This is a genomic window from Youngiibacter multivorans (assembly GCF_017873395.1).
Lineage (GTDB): Bacteria > Bacillota > Clostridia > Clostridiales > Clostridiaceae > Youngiibacter > Youngiibacter multivorans.
This window is the reverse complement of record NZ_JAGGKC010000043.1, coordinates 1-16,279: the sequence shown is the minus strand read 5'-3', so window position 1 is coordinate 16,279 and position 16,279 is coordinate 1. Positions and strand designations below refer to the sequence as shown.

12 protein-coding genes and 1 pseudogene are annotated in these 16,279 nt (G+C 42.3%); 5 read left to right on the top strand and 8 right to left on the bottom strand.

Annotation, left to right across the window (positions count from 1 at the left end; all coding sequences use genetic code 11):
- The first annotated feature begins 195 nt into the window (after nucleotides 1-195).
- From J2Z34_RS16585 to J2Z34_RS16570, 4 genes are all read left to right on the top strand, one after another.
- Nucleotides 196-612, top strand: a complete 417-nt coding sequence (locus J2Z34_RS16585) for a MarR family winged helix-turn-helix transcriptional regulator (protein WP_209460988.1) — start codon at nucleotides 196-198, stop codon at nucleotides 610-612.
- Nucleotides 613-640: 28 nt separating this feature from the next.
- Nucleotides 641-1,444: a TspO/MBR family protein gene (locus tag J2Z34_RS16580; protein WP_209460987.1), complete on the top strand. Its 804-nt coding sequence runs from the start codon at nucleotides 641-643 to the stop codon at nucleotides 1,442-1,444.
- A 544-nt stretch (nucleotides 1,445-1,988) separates the two neighbouring features.
- Nucleotides 1,989-10,763 carry a GH36-type glycosyl hydrolase domain-containing protein gene (locus J2Z34_RS16575; RefSeq protein WP_245250887.1) on the top strand — a complete coding sequence of 2,925 codons (8,775 nt, stop codon included), beginning with the start codon at nucleotides 1,989-1,991 and terminating at the stop codon, nucleotides 10,761-10,763.
- Between the two features lie 33 nt (nucleotides 10,764-10,796).
- A complete protein-coding gene (locus J2Z34_RS16570; RefSeq protein ID WP_209460985.1) occupies nucleotides 10,797-11,711 on the top strand; it encodes a sugar phosphate nucleotidyltransferase in 915 nt (304 codons plus the stop codon).
- Nucleotides 11,712-11,970: 259 nt separating this feature from the next.
- On the opposite strand, the gene J2Z34_RS16565 is transcribed toward J2Z34_RS16570, so the two are convergent.
- The 7 genes and pseudogenes from J2Z34_RS16565 to J2Z34_RS16545 form a co-directional block, all read right to left on the bottom strand.
- Entirely contained in the window at nucleotides 11,971-12,501 is a 531-nt protein-coding gene (locus tag J2Z34_RS16565; protein ID WP_245250885.1) for a cyclophilin-like fold protein, read from the bottom strand.
- A gap of 8 nt (nucleotides 12,502-12,509) precedes the next feature.
- Entirely contained in the window at nucleotides 12,510-12,653 is a 144-nt protein-coding gene (locus tag J2Z34_RS18010) for a cupin domain-containing protein (protein WP_425348059.1), read from the bottom strand.
- 12 nt (nucleotides 12,654-12,665) lie between these two features.
- A pseudogene (locus tag J2Z34_RS18005) lies at nucleotides 12,666-12,728 on the bottom strand (cupin domain-containing protein); the annotation flags it as partial.
- A gap of 235 nt (nucleotides 12,729-12,963) precedes the next feature.
- Nucleotides 12,964-13,284 (bottom strand): carboxymuconolactone decarboxylase family protein, encoded by a 321-nt coding sequence (locus tag J2Z34_RS16555; RefSeq protein ID WP_209460984.1) that lies wholly within the window; start codon nucleotides 13,282-13,284, stop codon nucleotides 12,964-12,966.
- Nucleotides 13,281-13,862, bottom strand: a complete 582-nt coding sequence (locus J2Z34_RS16550; RefSeq protein WP_209460983.1) for a sugar O-acetyltransferase — start codon at nucleotides 13,860-13,862, stop codon at nucleotides 13,281-13,283. Before J2Z34_RS16550 ends, J2Z34_RS16555 begins: the two co-directional genes overlap by 4 nt.
- A 120-nt stretch (nucleotides 13,863-13,982) precedes the next feature.
- The gene (locus J2Z34_RS17825; protein WP_280922344.1) at nucleotides 13,983-14,114 is read right to left on the bottom strand and encodes a hypothetical protein; all 132 of its coding nucleotides are present in this window, start codon (nucleotides 14,112-14,114) and stop codon (nucleotides 13,983-13,985) included.
- A 43-nt stretch (nucleotides 14,115-14,157) separates the two neighbouring features.
- Nucleotides 14,158-14,319, bottom strand: coding sequence for a hypothetical protein (locus tag J2Z34_RS16545; RefSeq protein WP_209460982.1), 162 nt, complete (start codon nucleotides 14,317-14,319; stop codon nucleotides 14,158-14,160).
- A gap of 129 nt (nucleotides 14,320-14,448) precedes the next feature.
- On the opposite strand from J2Z34_RS16545, the gene J2Z34_RS16540 reads away from it, so the two are divergent.
- Entirely contained in the window at nucleotides 14,449-14,892 is a 444-nt protein-coding gene (locus J2Z34_RS16540) for a MerR family transcriptional regulator (protein WP_209460981.1), read from the top strand.
- Nucleotides 14,893-15,017: 125 nt separating this feature from the next.
- On the opposite strand, the gene J2Z34_RS16535 is transcribed toward J2Z34_RS16540, so the two are convergent.
- On the bottom strand, nucleotides 15,018-16,160 hold the full coding sequence (locus J2Z34_RS16535) for an iron-containing alcohol dehydrogenase (protein WP_209460980.1): 1,143 nt from the start codon (nucleotides 16,158-16,160) through the stop codon (nucleotides 15,018-15,020).
- Nucleotides 16,161-16,279: the final 119 nt, after the last annotated feature.

Genomic DNA, 16,279 nt, shown 5'->3' with positions numbered 1-16,279 from the left:
ACTATTTTTTTCATGCGAAGAAATACTCTGTTAATTCAAGAGGCATAAGTATAGAATTTAGACAAGGAACTATCGCGTAGCGATTTTGTACAATTTAATTCAATACGCAATATTTATGAATTAGGAAAACACAATTGAAAAAATAATAGTTGTATAATACAATTGTTTCATACAACTATAAATGAGGTTTTAATTATGTTTATTTGTGACATTAGTGTTTTTAATAAGTACGGGAAGCAAAAGCTGGATGAAATGCTATTTCCGTTGGGGATCCAATGGCGCGAGCTTGTCGTTATACTTGTCATTGAAAAAGTACCTGGAATTCCGCAAACCCGGTTGATTCCCTTCCTTCAGACGGATAAGGCAAACGTTACTAAGCTGCTGCAGGCAATGGAGAAAAGAGGTCTTATTGTGCGCAACGCAGATGGTGATGATCAAAGAAACAAGGTTTGTCAGCTCACTGATAAAGGCGCATCGATGACGCCTAAGCTTAATCAGATTCTTGCCCTCTGGGAAGCAGCCTGTTTCCAGGGTATAGATAGAGATGAACTAGTCGAATTCAAGAGAGTAAATGAAATAATCACAAGAAACCTTATTAATGAGTGGAAATAGTTATTGTTGTTTTAGAAAGGAGATTATCATGGATAGAACAAAGAAAGCATGGATTAATGGTTTGTTTTTCGCTGTCACTCTGGTTATCAATACACTTGGTGCAATTGGCCTTATTAATGGGTTGTCGCAAAAAGAAATATCTGACATGTATGTTACTCTTATAACCCCGAGCCCCTCAACTTTCAGTATCTGGAGCGTCATCTACACATTACTGTTAGTTTCTATTCTTGTTATGATTTTCAAGAAGGATGACCCATACTATAGCAGGGCCATTGACGAGATCACCCCACTGTTCAGACTTTCTAGTATACTTAACATAGCCTGGATCGTTGTTTTCTCCTATGTTCAGATTGAATTGTCCGCAATCTTTATTCTGGGATTTGTGGTTACGTTGGCTTTGATCACTCAGAAACTCGTAAAGATTCACGAAAAGAAGAGATGGCTCCTGCCCTTGAGCTTTGGACTCTACTCAGGTTGGCTATTCATTGCAACTGTCGTGAACATAGCTTCAGCACTGGTAAAATTGAAATGGAACGGTTTTGGAATTGCAGAAGATGTCCTTGCAATTGGCATGCTTGTCATTGCAGTTCTCCTTGCAATTATAGTGCTTATGAAACTAAGAAATGCCTCATTCACTGTTCCGATAGCATGGGCTTACTTCGGAATTAACAAGTTCCTGAACGCACCTGAAGGATTCATGGGTGAGTTTCCTCTTTTAGAGACTGTAGCACTTGCAGGTTCAGCTGTTCTCATAGGAGCAGCTGCAATTCAGCTGTATCGAAATAATTTTTCACTCCTCCCTGCTGATTCAAAGAATATCTGGTCCAAATAAGAAAAATACAAAGAAACCAATATTTTCCAGGCAGCTGATTTGATATCAATTGCCTGGAAAATATTTTATTGAAACGTTCTTAAAATACACTACAAACCCATTATGTTATATCTGTACAAGATGATAATAGCTACACCAAATATCTATATTTCCGTTTAATTTAATTAAATAAATATATTCCTTTATTAAATTCACGCGCTAATGCATATGGCACTATACCACTTCTTTCAAATTTATCATTTATTTTACAACCGATTTCATCGCAGTAATTACAATATTTTCAAGCTATACAATATTAAGGCTAAGCTGGTCATAAGAAGTCTTGGTTGAAGCCAATGGTGTAAAGCACCTTTGACATTTATTCATTTTTATAGTATAATTAAAACATAAAAAGAACTCTAAGTTTTGAAAAATTGAATCCAGCTAGCACAAGCAGCAAAAGTCACTTTTTATAAAAAGTGGCTTTTTTTATCTTGAAAATCCAAAGGAGGAAATGGAATTGATTATAAGATATATTAATTATATTTATATTTTGGGGGCAGTGATGCTCGCATTTTTGCTATTATGGGGAGTTTTATTCAGACTGCAAAAAAGGCGAAACATAAATATACGAGATGCCTCTCTGACAGTTGAAGAGCTTGAAGAACATGCCAGAAGCATGTCCCTTGAGCATTCGGTGTCGGCACAGAGAAACAAATTGAACTGGCCTGTGACTAGAATGAATGAAAACTTCAGCTATATCCGTCAGGTATTTGTAGAGTTGAATGCGGAAGTCAATAAAAAGCATTCATTGCCACCAGCAGCTGAATGGCTACTCGACAATTATTACGTCCTAGAAGAACAGGTGAGCGGACTGCGCAAGGACCTGACAAAAAAAAGCTACTTTGAACTGCCTGTATTGAAAAAGGGACCTTACCAGAGTGTTACCAGGATTTTCGCCCTTGCAATGGAGCTGGTCGGTCATACTCATGGCCGTATAGAGGAGGATACTCTACTTAAATATATGGATGCGTATCAGTCTCACAACATACTCTTCGAGCGAGAGATTTATGTCATTCCTGCAATGCTCAGACTAGCTCTTATTGAAAATGTTCGGGTTATTTGTGAGGATATCATTGAAACCAGAAAACAGTGGAATCTTGCCGATTCAATTGTTGAAAAATGGATGTTAAACAATATAGTTGACCCAGATAAGATAAATGGACTTTTCAAAAATAGCGGCAAGGCTGTCAATGACGCAATAGAAACTGCTAACCCTTCTTTCCTGGAGCACATGTTCTACAGACTGAGAAGATCAGGAAGAAGGTACTCTGATGTATTGCGCTACATTGACGAGAATCTGGACAAATACGATACTACAACAGAAATAATCGCTCAAAGGGAGCATAATGCTCAGGCTGTGAGCACGGTCTCCATGGGTAACTGCATCGTCAGCCTTAAACATCTTTCGAACATGAATTGGACTGATTTGTTTGATGCTACAAGTTATTTGGAAAAAATCCTCAAACAGGACCCTGATGCAACCTACAGTCTTATGGACATAAATTCGCGTTTCCACTATAAGAACAGAGTGGAGGAGATAGCTAAAACCTTTGGCGTCTCAGAACTATATATTGCAAAAGAAGCATTGAGTCTCGCACAGAATGCCATGTCTGCAAGCAGCATTGCTGATGAAACAGAAAATCCGGATAACCGAATGAATCACATCGGTTACTATATCGTTGGAGATGGATTAAAGGAACTTGAAAGCAGGCAGCAGAGAAATATCAAGCCATTTGCCAGGCTCAGAAAATCTATAGAAAACCATCAAGGCATAATTTACATGCTTTCTATTGTCGTGTCCACAATACTTCTTACAGTTGTAGCAATCGGGTACTCCATGAACCACATTTCTTCAAATTATCTCTTTTATGCGATTATTACAGCGGTAGCGGTAATTATACCCGCTTCTGAAATTGTCATTTCTATAATCAACTGGCTGGTATGCAGAGTGAAAAAACCAGCTATTTTTCCAAGGCTGGAACTTCAAGACGGAATACCTGACAGCATGAGCGCAATGGTCGTTATACCGGCTATAATTCCTGATAGGAAACGAGTAATCGAGCTTATGGAGAACATGGAAAACCATTACCTCGGGAATAAGGAAAAAAATCTCTATTTTGCACTGATCGGTGCCTTCAAAGACTCTGATTATGAGATCAACAAGGGTGACAAAGGAGTAATCAGGGAAGCCTCTGAAAGAATAGTTGCTTTGAACAGCAAATACTCAGAAGGCGGAAAAGATATATTCTATTTCTACAACAGAGAACGAAAATTCAATGAAATAGACAATACATGGACTGGCTGGGAACGAAAACGAGGAGCCCTTATGGAGTTCAATGAATTGCTTCTTGGCTCTGATGATACCAGCTTTTCATTCTATTCCAACGAATTGCTTCCGGATGCAAACATAAAGTACGTCATTACACTTGATGCAGATACTGTCTTACCTTTAGGCATGGCTAAAAAGATGATCGGAACAATGGCACATCCGCTAAACAGACCGGTGATCGATACTGAAAAGGGAATAGTCACTAAAGGATATGGTCTGATGCAGCCAAGAGTCTCATTTGACAGTGACAGCTCAAACAGGTCAGTCTTCTCAAGGATCTACACAGGTCAGGAAGGACTTGATCCCTACGCAAGCGCCATATCAGACGTTTATCAGGATCTTTTTGGTGAAGGGATATTTACGGGAAAGGGCATCTATGACCTTAAAGTATTTCAAACTGTATTAAAGGGAACACTTCCGGAAAATGCGATACTTAGTCATGACCTGTTGGAAGGTTCCTTCGTGAGAGCAGCTTTAGTATCAGACCTTGAACTTGTGGATTCATACCCCTCAAAATTCAATTCCTTCATGGCCAGACTCCACAGATGGATCAGGGGCGACTGGCAGCTGATACCTTGGCTATTCAAGGGAATCTATACAAAGAACAATACGCTGATCTCCAATCCATTGTCATATGTTTCCAAATGGAAGATGACGGATAATCTGAGAAGAAGCTTGCTGACACCTTCAGTTATGATCCTTATCATATCAGGCTTCAGCATACTGCCAGGGTCTGGTGCTTTTTGGCTTGGAGTTGGTATTGCATCCATGGGTCTTCCGCTTGTATTGTCTTTATTGACACAGATATTTAGCGGAGGACTAAAGTCCGACAGCATTAAAAGACATCTTCCAGGCTTTTTCGGAATAAAGGCTTCCATATTCCAGTTGCTTCTGGGAATCCTATTTCTCCCCTACCAGGCGTTAATGGCACTGGATGCAATTGTTGTAACCCTTGCACGTGTCTTCATAACGAAGAAAAACATGCTCGAATGGGTCACATCTTCTGATGCTGACATAGCTCAGCCAAATTCCATGAAAAGCTATATCAGAACTATGGGACTGAGTGCTTCTGTAGGAATAATCATTGCAGCACTAGCCTATTTTTTCAAGCCGGGAAGCATGTGGTTAAGTGTTGTTTTACTTATAGTTTGGCTAGTTTCACCATTAATTGCCTATCTGATCAGCAAGGATGATAATATCCAGGTTGAAAGATTGGAAGACAAGGATTTGCTTGAGCTAAGAAAAATCGCCAGAAAAACCTGGAGATATTTTGAAGAGTTTGCTAATCAGAAAAACAACTACCTCGCTCCTGATAATTATCAGGAAGAACCTTATAGAGGTATTGCATACAAGACATCTCCGACGAATATCGGACTTGGTTTGATGGCTTCCCTGACTGCCAGAGACATGGGCTATCTCGGACTCATAGAGACTTCAGAGCGAGTTTCAAGGACGATTACAACAATTGAGAAGATGGCGAAATGGAATGGACATCTTTATAACTGGTATGACACAAGGACACTTGAACCGCTCAAGCCAATGTATGTTTCGACAGTAGACAGCGGAAACCTTGTTTGTTACCTTACCACATTGATTCAGGGACTGAAGGAATACTTGGAAAAACCATTGATTGATGCTGCATTTGCAAGAGGTATCATCGATACAGTCAGATCAGGCATTGAAGAGGATCAGGAGCTTCCTGTCAGCCTCATGGTTATAAGCTCATTTGAAGGGCAGGAAAAGATAGAGCCTATTCTGTGGAATAATGCATTGACGGAATTCGTTGAGAATTCAGTTCTGTCCAGCATAACGAGAAGAGAATGGCAATTGAAAAGCGAACATTTGGGCAACTCTCTTAAACAGGAAATTGTAACTTTTATGCCTTGGGTTAAAATTACCGCCATATATCCTGACCAGAATTTGGATATTGAACTGAAAGCAAAATTGGATAATCTGATTGAGCTAATGCGAACTAATGCCACACCAAAGGAACTTCCTGTACTTGGCAGTAACATTAAGATGCATTGCGATCAATTGACGGAAGGCATCAGGAAAACAGGATTGGAGACTTTTAAAGCAGAATTGGCCTGGTTGAACGAGGTAAAAGATGCTGCGGAAAAATCGATCCAGTTCTCGACTGATTTCATCAACCGGTGTGAGCTTTTGATGTCAAGAATTTCAGATATTTCAATGGGCACCAAATTCAAAGCTTTATACGATGACCGAAGACACTTATTCTATATCGGTTATAACATTGAAGAAATGAAGACAACCAACTCATATTATGACCTTTTGGCATCAGAAGCAAGGCAAACCAGTTATATCACAATAGCAAGAGGAGAAGTGCCTCCAAAGCACTGGTTCATGCTTGGCAGGTCATTGACTGTGGTCGATCGCTTCAAGGGACTGGTATCCTGGAGCGGGACCATGTTCGAGTACCTTATGCCGTTGCTGCTCATGAGGAGCTATAAAAACACTCTGCTCGATGAAACATATTCCTTTGTTGTCAAAAGCCAGATAAAATATGGAAAACAAAGAGATATTCCATGGGGCACTTCTGAGTCTGCTTACAATTCTATGGACATTAATCTGGATTATCAGTACAAAGCAATGGGAGTACCATGGCTTGGATTGAAAAGAGGCCTGGCTCAGGATGCCGTCATATCACCTTATTCAACTTTCCTTGCACTTATGGTAGACCCTGAGGCTGCATTTAAAAACATAAAGCACCTTAAGGCTGAAGGTATGGAAGGCAGCTACGGCTATTATGAATCTGCAGATTACACCACTGATCGGCTTGAGCCACTTGTTAAAAAAGCAATCGTCAAGAGCTTCATGGCCCATCATCAGGGAATGAGCCTCATGGCTGTCAATAATTATATCAACGACTATACCATGCAGAAACGATTCGCAAAGGATCCGTATATCAAGGCGGCGAGATTGCTGCTGCAGGAAAAGGTGCCGCTAAATGTTGTCTTCACAAAGGACAGCAAAGAAAAAATACAGGCTTCAAAGGCTACTGTATACAGCGACAAGGGTTCATACAGGCGCTTTACATCACCTGATTTTGATTTGCCTAAAACACACGTCCTATCAAATGGAAATTACTTTGTGGGACTGACTGATAAGGGTACAGGCTACAGCAGAACAAGAGATGCTGATATCTCAAGGTGGAGGGAAGACCCAATAATCGGAAGCTTTGGCACATTCTTCTATATTGAAAATTTAGAAATGAATCAAAGCTGGTCAGCTACATATGCGCCGTTGAATGTTATGCCGAAAAACTACGAAGTAGTTTTCACATCAGACAAGGCAGCATACAGACGAACAGACGGAGACATTGAAACCTTGACGGAAGTCGTAGTAGCATCTGGTGATACTGCTGAAGTAAGGCGGATCAAACTCAAAAACAACGGGAAGTCAGCCTGTACCATTCAAGTGACCAGCTATTTCGAGCTTGTTGGCGCATCCCATAACAGTGATTTGGCACACCCTGCTTTCAGCAATCTTTTTGTAAGCACAGAATACGATCCTGAACACAAAGTGCTTCTTGCAAACAGACGCACAAGGAGTCATTACGATAGAAAGCTATGGGTTGCAGGAATACCTGTGATTGACGGGGAGACAATAAGCGACATAGAGTATGAAACTGACAGATCCGAATTCATTGGAAGAGGACATAACGTTGGGAATCCTGAGACTATCGAGAAAGAGAAGCCTCTTTCAAATACGGTTGGTTCTGTTCTTGATCCAATATTTTGCATGCGGATGAAGATCAGGATAGAACCTGGCAACACAGCTCGAATATTCTTTGTTACAGCAACTGCTGACAGCAAGGATGCAGTGTTGGAACTTGTTGAAAAATACAGTAGTGCAGATGCCTGTGATGCTTCATTCTGGCTGGCACTGACAAGAAGCCAGGTGGAAGCGAAGTATCTGAACATAAAGGCCCATGAAATGGAGCTTTATCAGGATCTGATATCTGATATCCTGTTCATCAGCCCTCAGAGGAGAAATTATGAGCAGAATATCAAGGATAATCGCAAAGGGCAGCAGACCTTATGGCAATATGGCATTTCTGGTGACCGACCTATTGTTCTGCTTGCACTGGATAAGACTGATGAGATGGAACTTCTGTATGAATTGCTGAAAGCACATGAATACTGGCGATTGAAAGACCTGAAGGTTGACCTGGTCATCTTATGCCATGAAGAGAACAGCTACACTAATCCTCTTAATTCATTGATTACGGAAATAGTATATACGACCCAGACCCAGGACCTGATGAACCGTCACCGTGACGTATTCATATTGAAAACCAGCACTATGACAAATGATGAGATTAACCTGTTCTACGCCAATTCCAGATTGATCTTCGAAGGAAGCTTGGGCAGCATGGAACAACAGAATAATGCTTCCAAACTGATAGCCTTGGCCGCCTCATACGAGATTGGCGATAAGTCAGTGAAATACATAAATGCTGAGGAAATCATCAGGCATGAAAGTGAAATCCTGCTTCCAATTTTAAAACACGAAATTGAAGAAACCAAAGAACTTCAATTCTTCAATGGTATCGGGGGATTTGGAGAAAATGGAAAAAGCTACATCATAAAGCTGGAAAAAGATCAAATGACCCCTGCACCATGGGTGAACGTAATAGCCAATCCAGATTTCGGATTTATGGTTTCCGAGTCGGGAGGCGGATACACCTGGAACGAAAACAGCAGAGAAAACAAACTGTCTAAGTGGTCAAACGATCCAGTCAGTGACGAGCCTGGAGAAGTCTTTTACATCGGAGATGAGTCAGGTGATACATGGTCCATGACTCCGCTTCCAATAAGAGAAGATGAACCTTATACGATCGAGCATGGATTCGGATATACAAAATTCAAGCACCAGAGTCATGGAATTGGACAAGAGCTTATACAGTTTGTCCCTGTTTCAGGCACGGTAAAAATCAACATTCTCAGCTTTCACAATGAAAGCAATGAGACAAGAAAACTGACAGTTACATACTACATTACCCCAATTTTAGGCGTAAGCACTAACGAGACCGGTATGCACCTGATAACCTCTCAAACTGATGATGGTGCATTGATAATTGAAAACCCATATAACAGGGAATTTGCAGACAGAGTATGCTTCATTGATGCTTCTGTCGAGGACAGAACCGTAACAGGTGACAGAAAGGAATTCTTTGGACAGGGAAGCCTTGTCTCACCCGATGCCTTGAAGTGCATCAATCTATCCGGGACAACCGGAGCAGGTTATGACCCTTGTGGGGCGATGCAGATATGTATAAAGCTTGAGGCAAATGAAACAGCAGATATTGTCTATGTCATGGGTATGGCAGGAAGTAGAGATGAAGTCCTTGAGCTTTCAGGTAAATACAAGACTGTTCAAAATGCAGCAGATGCCTTAAAGGAGGTTAATCTCTTTTGGAGTGAAAAGCTTCAGGGAGTGGAAGTTGATACTCCAGATCAGGCAATGAATATCATGCTGAACGGGTGGCTCCAATATCAGGTTATCTCCTGCAGGATGTTCGCCCGGTCCGGTTTCTATCAGGCAGGCGGAGCATATGGATTCAGGGACCAGCTTCAGGACACATTATCACTTGCAGCAACCTGGCCTTCCATAGCAAGAGACCAGATTCTAAAGCATGCTGGACATCAATTCGAAGAGGGAGATGTACTGCATTGGTGGCACGAACCGACAGGCAAGGGAACCAGGACCAGGATATCGGATGATTACCTGTGGCTACCCTTTGTGACTGCTGAATATATAAGGATAACCGGTGACTTTGACATATTGAACAGCAAAGCACCATACCTTCAGGAAGAACCGTTAAAGGAGCATGAGGCGGACAGATATTGCCAGCCTAAGGTCTCTTTGGAGAGTTTCTCGCTATACGACCATTGCATCCGTGCTGTCCACAACGCCTTCCAGTTTGGTGAGCATAGCTTGCCGCTGATCCGTGGAGGTGACTGGAACGATGGTATGAACAACATTGGAATCGGAGGAAAGGGAGAGAGCGTTTGGCTTGGCTGGTTCTTGTTCACTACACTTCAAAAATTCATAACCTTGTGCCAGGAAATGGGCGATGGGGATGTGGCAGATGACTTTTCGAGAAGAGCCCAAGAGCTGAGAGATTCTATAGAGGATAGCGCCTGGGATGGCAACTGGTATATCCGGGCTTTCTTTGATGATGGTACGCCTCTAGGTGCCGCAAGCAACACTGAATGCAAAATCGATTCACTGGCACAAACATGGTCTGTGCTTTCAGGAGCAGGAGATATTGAAAAAGCCTCCAAGGCAATGCAGTCGCTTGAGAACTATCTTGTGATGGAAGAGGAAGGCATAATTAAACTTCTTACCCCACCATTTGATGATGGTATTACCGATCCGGGCTACATTAAAGGATATCTTCCGGGAGTCAGGGAAAATGGAGGACAATATACACATGCAGCAGCCTGGGCAGTTGCAGCATTCGCCAAGCTGGGAGATGGCAATAAGGCATGGAACTGCTTCAGGATCCTCAATCCGATAAACCATGCGCGTACCAGCAGGGAATCCTGGATTTACAAGGTAGAGCCTTATGTGATGGCAGCGGATGTCTACAGCGAACAGCCTCATATAGGCAGAGGCGGATGGACCTGGTATACAGGCTCGGCTGGCTGGATGTACAAAGCCGGAGTGGAAAGTATACTTGGTTTTTACAAGCAGGGTGAAAAATTGATCCTTGATCCGAGCATACCCGAAAAGTGGAATGAATATTCCATAAGTTACAAATACATGCAGACAGCATATAATATAAAAGTAAGCAACCCAAATGGTATCAGTAAGGGTGTCCGTAACGTCTACGTTGACGGAGTAATCCAGGCTGATAATGCAATAAACCTGGTGAATGACGGACTTACCCATCATGCCGAGGTTCTGATGGGAGTCTGAACATTTAGTCTTAGGTAAAGAAAGGAATTGGATATGAAAACAACACTAGTAATAATGGCTGCTGGAATAGGTTCACGGTTTGGTGGCGGAATAAAGCAACTTGAACCAGTAGGTCCTAACGGAGAAATCATCATGGATTATTCAATTCATGATGCAATTGAAGCCGGATTTGACAATATCATTTTTATAATAAGAAAAGACCTGGAGAAAGACTTCAAGGAGATAATAGGAAACAGGATAGAGAAAATCTGTGATGTATCCTATGCTTATCAGGAGCTTGATGACCTGCCTGAAGGCTTTTCAAAGCCAGATGCACGCAAGAAGCCATGGGGTACAGGGCAAGCATTGCTTGCATGTAAAGACCTGATCACAAATCCGTTTGTGGTAATCAACGCGGATGACTATTATGGCAAGACAGCTTTTACAAAGGTACATGATTACCTGGTCAGCCCATCAAAAGACAAGGATTCATTCAGCCTCTGTCTGGCTGGCTTCATTCTGAAGAACACCTTAAGCGAAAATGGCGGTGTTACAAGAGGGGTTTGCAGTATCGATGAAGACTTCAACCTGACTAAGATTAATGAGACCCAGAATATTGTGAAAACAGTAAGTGGGGCAGCAGTTATGGCTAAGGATGGAACTCTATTGCCTCTGGACGCAAACTCATATGTTTCAATGAATATGTGGGGTTCGACACCGAAATTCCTGTCTGTTTTGGAAACAGGTTTCATCGAATTCCTGGCTGATTTATCTTCCGATGATATCAAATCCGAATACATTCTGCCAACCATAATTGATGGACTTATCAAAAGCGGCAAAGCGAAAGTAAAGCTGCTTGAAACAAAGGATAAGTGGTTTGGTGTAACATACAAGGAAGACAAGCAGGTGGTGGTAAACGCGATCAAACAGCTAATTGCAACACAGGATGAACTTCAAACGAAAATCTAGAAGGCAGAATTTGATAGTGAATCAGGAACTAAATATCGTGCTTATGTATTGTTTTATAGTGGTTGTTTAGTGAATGCAGGTCAATTAGAAGTATCTCAAACCCTAATGTACAACGACAGTAAGGTCCTCAAACCATTGCAATGGGATGGTTTGAGGACCTTCGATCTTTTATGAATTACTGTCTCAAAAAACAGGAAGTGCGATACAGCCGCTCTTGGTTGCTGGTTCACACTTCCTTCTCTATACACAAAATAGTCTGCTACTCCACAATCTCAATTAGGACTTCAAAGTCTCCTTTTGTTTGTGTCAAATTATCTATTCCTGCCTCTATGACACCAAGAGAAATCAGACCACTCGAAAAACCAAAGTCCTTGTAATAAACGGCCAGGTTCCCCCAGGGAGCATAAAGTGCAAAATCGCCTGGTGAAGGGTCGAATCCTCCGGGTGCGTTCTCTAAAGATAAGCTTCGAGGAAGGTAGCTTATCTTCTCCGTTCCTGCATAATCCTCGAATCTCAAAGTCAAAGGAAGAAGGCTCATAAAATCCCTGCTTGTGGGATTGTCATGCATTCTGACGATTACTTTCTTGTCATTGAAGCTCAGGCTAATCCTCATTTCATTTTCAGTTGGATCATAAACTGTCACTGACTCACCTCCACCAATATTTCCCTGAGTAACTGAAGGCCCATCATGCTGTATGTTCGTATCAGAATAAGTGCAGCCTGATGAGGAAAACATGAATAGCATCAGCGCTAAATTACTAACCAGTGCCCGAATCAATCCTTTTCTCATTCTCAGGATTACACGAGCTTGTTATACTCATCGACTGATACAGCTTCAAGCCATTCTGCGCTGCCAGCGGTAATGTTCGTCTCTATGGAGATGTGAACAAGCCAGCTGTCCTTAGCTGCCCCATGCCAGTGCTTTGTATTGGATGGGATCATTACAACATCGCCAGCTTTGATCCCCCTCGCTTCCTTACCCCATTCCTGATACCACCCCCTGCCTTCAGTGACCAGAAGGATCTGACCTCCAGGATGCTTGTGCCAGTTGTTTATGCAGCCCTGGCTCGAAGGTCACGTTCCCTATCGGACAGCTCCATTCATTGTCCCTCTCAACAAGCATATTAAGCCAAACCTGACCAGTGAAGAATTGGCTGATAGTTTCTGGCATCTTTTCACCTTTCGGGAATATTTCGTTTATCACGCTTCCATCATCTCCATATTAATATAGTTTTTTCAGCAGGCAATGCCTCTAATCTTGGTAGACCTGCCTGGCAAGTGAGAATGCAGCCCATGCATTAGGCCATCCGGCGTAGAAAGCCAGGTGGGTGATCACTTCAGCCATTTCCTCAGCGCTAACGCCATGGTTTTTTGCATTTGCAATGTGGTATTTCAGGGAGTTGTCGAATATACCCTTTGAAATCAGCGCTGTAACTGTTATTATGCTGCGATCTCTTGTTGACAATTCAGTTTCTCTCGACCAAACTTCTCCAAAAAGCACATCGTCATTCAGTTCAGCAAACTTTGGAGCAAATTGACCCAGTATATCTCTACCGGCTGTTTGTTTCTTCATGATTCTTCTCCAATCTCAATTTTCTTTATTATTTTTGCTGGAACTCCTCCAGCGATTACATTGGATGGTACATCCTTTGTCACAACAGCACCTGCTGCTATGACTGCTCCATCTCCAATTGTTACACCTTTTACCACGGTCACATTCGCTCCAATCCAGACATTGTTTCCTATAACAATTGGAGATGAGTATATATTTCCTCGTTTTCCAGGATCAAGATCGTGGTCGAGGGTAGCGAGTACCACGTTGTGTCCGATAAGCACTCCATCTCCTATCCTAATGCCTCCCTGGTCCTGAAATCTGCATCCAGAGTTTATGAAGACATTTTTCCCAATGGTCGTATTCTTGCCGCAATCGGTATAGAATGGCGGAAACATTGAAAATGTGATATCAACTGATTTGCCGATTATTACTGAAAAAATTTCACGCACCTCGTCCGGTGTATGGTACCGTCCGTTAAGTTCCGCAGTTAGCTTCAATGCGTCCTGTGCTGCTGCAACCATTACCTGGTGAAGCTCTGATCCAGCTACAATCATTCCACCTCGGTTCAAGTGTTCAAGCAAATCGTTGATGTCCATATTATCCTCCTTATCTATATGATTTTATCAGCACCTCCACAACATCTTCATGCGTCATCTCACATGGGTTTGCCGCGAAAAGTCCTCCAATCGTTTCCCTTGCATTCCTCGAAATCATATCTAATTCATCCAGCGTAATTCCATATCACTCATTCTTAAGTCATCTACGCCGCATGCCTTCTGCAAATCCATAAGTGCTGCTATGAAATCCTCTGGCTCGTCAGCATCCTTTATACCCATGGCCTTTGCCATTGCTATGAATCTTTCATCGCATGCATGCTTTTCAACGAAGAACTCATGGAATGCTTATGAAATCATTCTGAGTCCTGCGCCATGGGGGAGATTCTGGTGATATCACAACCGAGGCTTTTTTCCCGGGAAGCTTCTGCGAGTGAAGTTCACCAAGCCTTCCGCCTCCGAATATGAATCTCGTTGGTACATACATATTATAGCTCATTAACTTCCTCCATTGACTAAAAATAGTCTTGATGTTAAACTCCATTCAGAGAGTTCGAGTTGATTCTACAACTTAAAGTCAACTTTAAGTCAATACCATTTTTAAAAATATTATTTCAGGAGGATTTCAATGATTTATACAGTAGGCGAGGCTGCAAGAAAGATCGACGTTGCCGCTTCCACTTTAAGGTATTACGACAAGGAAGGATTGCTTCCATTCCTCGAACGTTCAGGTGGTGGCATGCGGATGTTCAAGGACGATGACCTGTCATGGCTCAAGACCATCGAATGCCTTAAGAAGACAGGAATGCCCATAAAGGATATCAAGCACTTCATCGACTACTGCATGGAAGGCGATTCAAGGATTGACGAAAGGCTCAAAATAATCAGAGCACAAAGGGAATCCGTGGTCAGACAGATGGAGGAGATGCAGTCCATGCTAGATATGCTCAGCTACAAGTGCTGGTACTATGAGACTGCCAAAGAAGCAGGCACCTGTTCCATTCATGATGATATGAAGAAAAAGGATGTCCCTGAGGAATTCCATAGGTATATTAAAACAAAACAGCTTTAATGGGGACAAAGCCAACCGGCGAGGAAAATGCCGGTTGGCCTTGTCCCTGTTCTCATTTGAGAAGTTCTTCTTTTTTTCTCATTTTAGCTATAACCTTATTGATGCAGCGTAAATTCATGAAGTGGCTACCTTATGCAGCCAAGTATCATTTCCTTAACCTCTTCCTTTGTAAGCACATCGTCATCTTCAAATCGGTCGAGCGCATTCAAAATTTCGGATTTCTCCGGAACTTCCGCGATTTCATTGAAAGTAACAGCAATGCTATACTTTGCATACATTTCTTCAGTTGCTGCAATCCCCTCTTCAATCACTTCAGCCTTTGTCTTTCCATCAGCATCTACCCCCATTACACTGACAGCATAGCTGTATGCAGTGTCGGTGTAATGATTGACGATACCCTTCAGCCACTTGGGAAATATGACAGCAACTGCCTGACGGTAGTTTACATTGAAAAGCTCCTCAGCGATTGTCTCACATCCGTATAGCGACCATGCCCTTAACTTTCCTGAAGTGAGCATTCCTGACGTGTTTACCGCCGAAGCCCACATGAGATTCGCCCTAGCATCATAGTCAGAGGGATTCTTCAGTACGGTTGCAAGGCTATCCATTATTGTCTTCATCACTGTCTCGGAAAAGCCTTCAGCAATCCTGCTGCTTCCACCAAAGTAATTTGAGTATACCTGTGCAAAAGTCACTAAAGCGCCATATGCGGTTTCCTTACTACCTACAGAATATGTCAGCTCAGGATTGAGAATTGCGAAATCAGGGAACATGCCGTAAAGTGATCCTCTTTCTCCATCTTCCCCTTCCTCAATCTCTGCAGCAGCATCCACCTCGGAGCCTCCTGACGGGAATGTCGGGATTTCGCCAACGGGAAGCATCGGTCTGCCATCAGGCTTTATACTTCCAGAAAGGTAATCCCACAGATTGTCGTTCTTCGCTCCGAAGCCGATTATCTTAGCCATATCCATGCAGACACTGCCACCTATTCCAATTACGACATCTACACTTTCCTCTTTGCATATTTCTATGGCTTCAAGCACTCTGTCGTATAGAGGTCTGGTGTTTCCACCGAAATCAACATGGGAGATCCCATTTTCAGTAAGGATCCCAGTGATCTTATCATAGCCGCCGCTTGATTTTAGAGAACTGCCCCCATATACGAGCAATACCCTTGTACCATGCTTCTTTATCTCACCTGGAAGCTTTTCCAATGAACCGCTTCCAAAATGTATCCTGACCGGATTGCCATAAGTAAAATCCAGCATTTTGATTGACCTCCCTTTCATTACCCCTATGTGTCAGAATAGTTGTCGTACCCCAATAAATAAAGTATCCTAGTAGGAATAGGATGAGGAGGACGACATTATGGCCTATACCAGGAGAG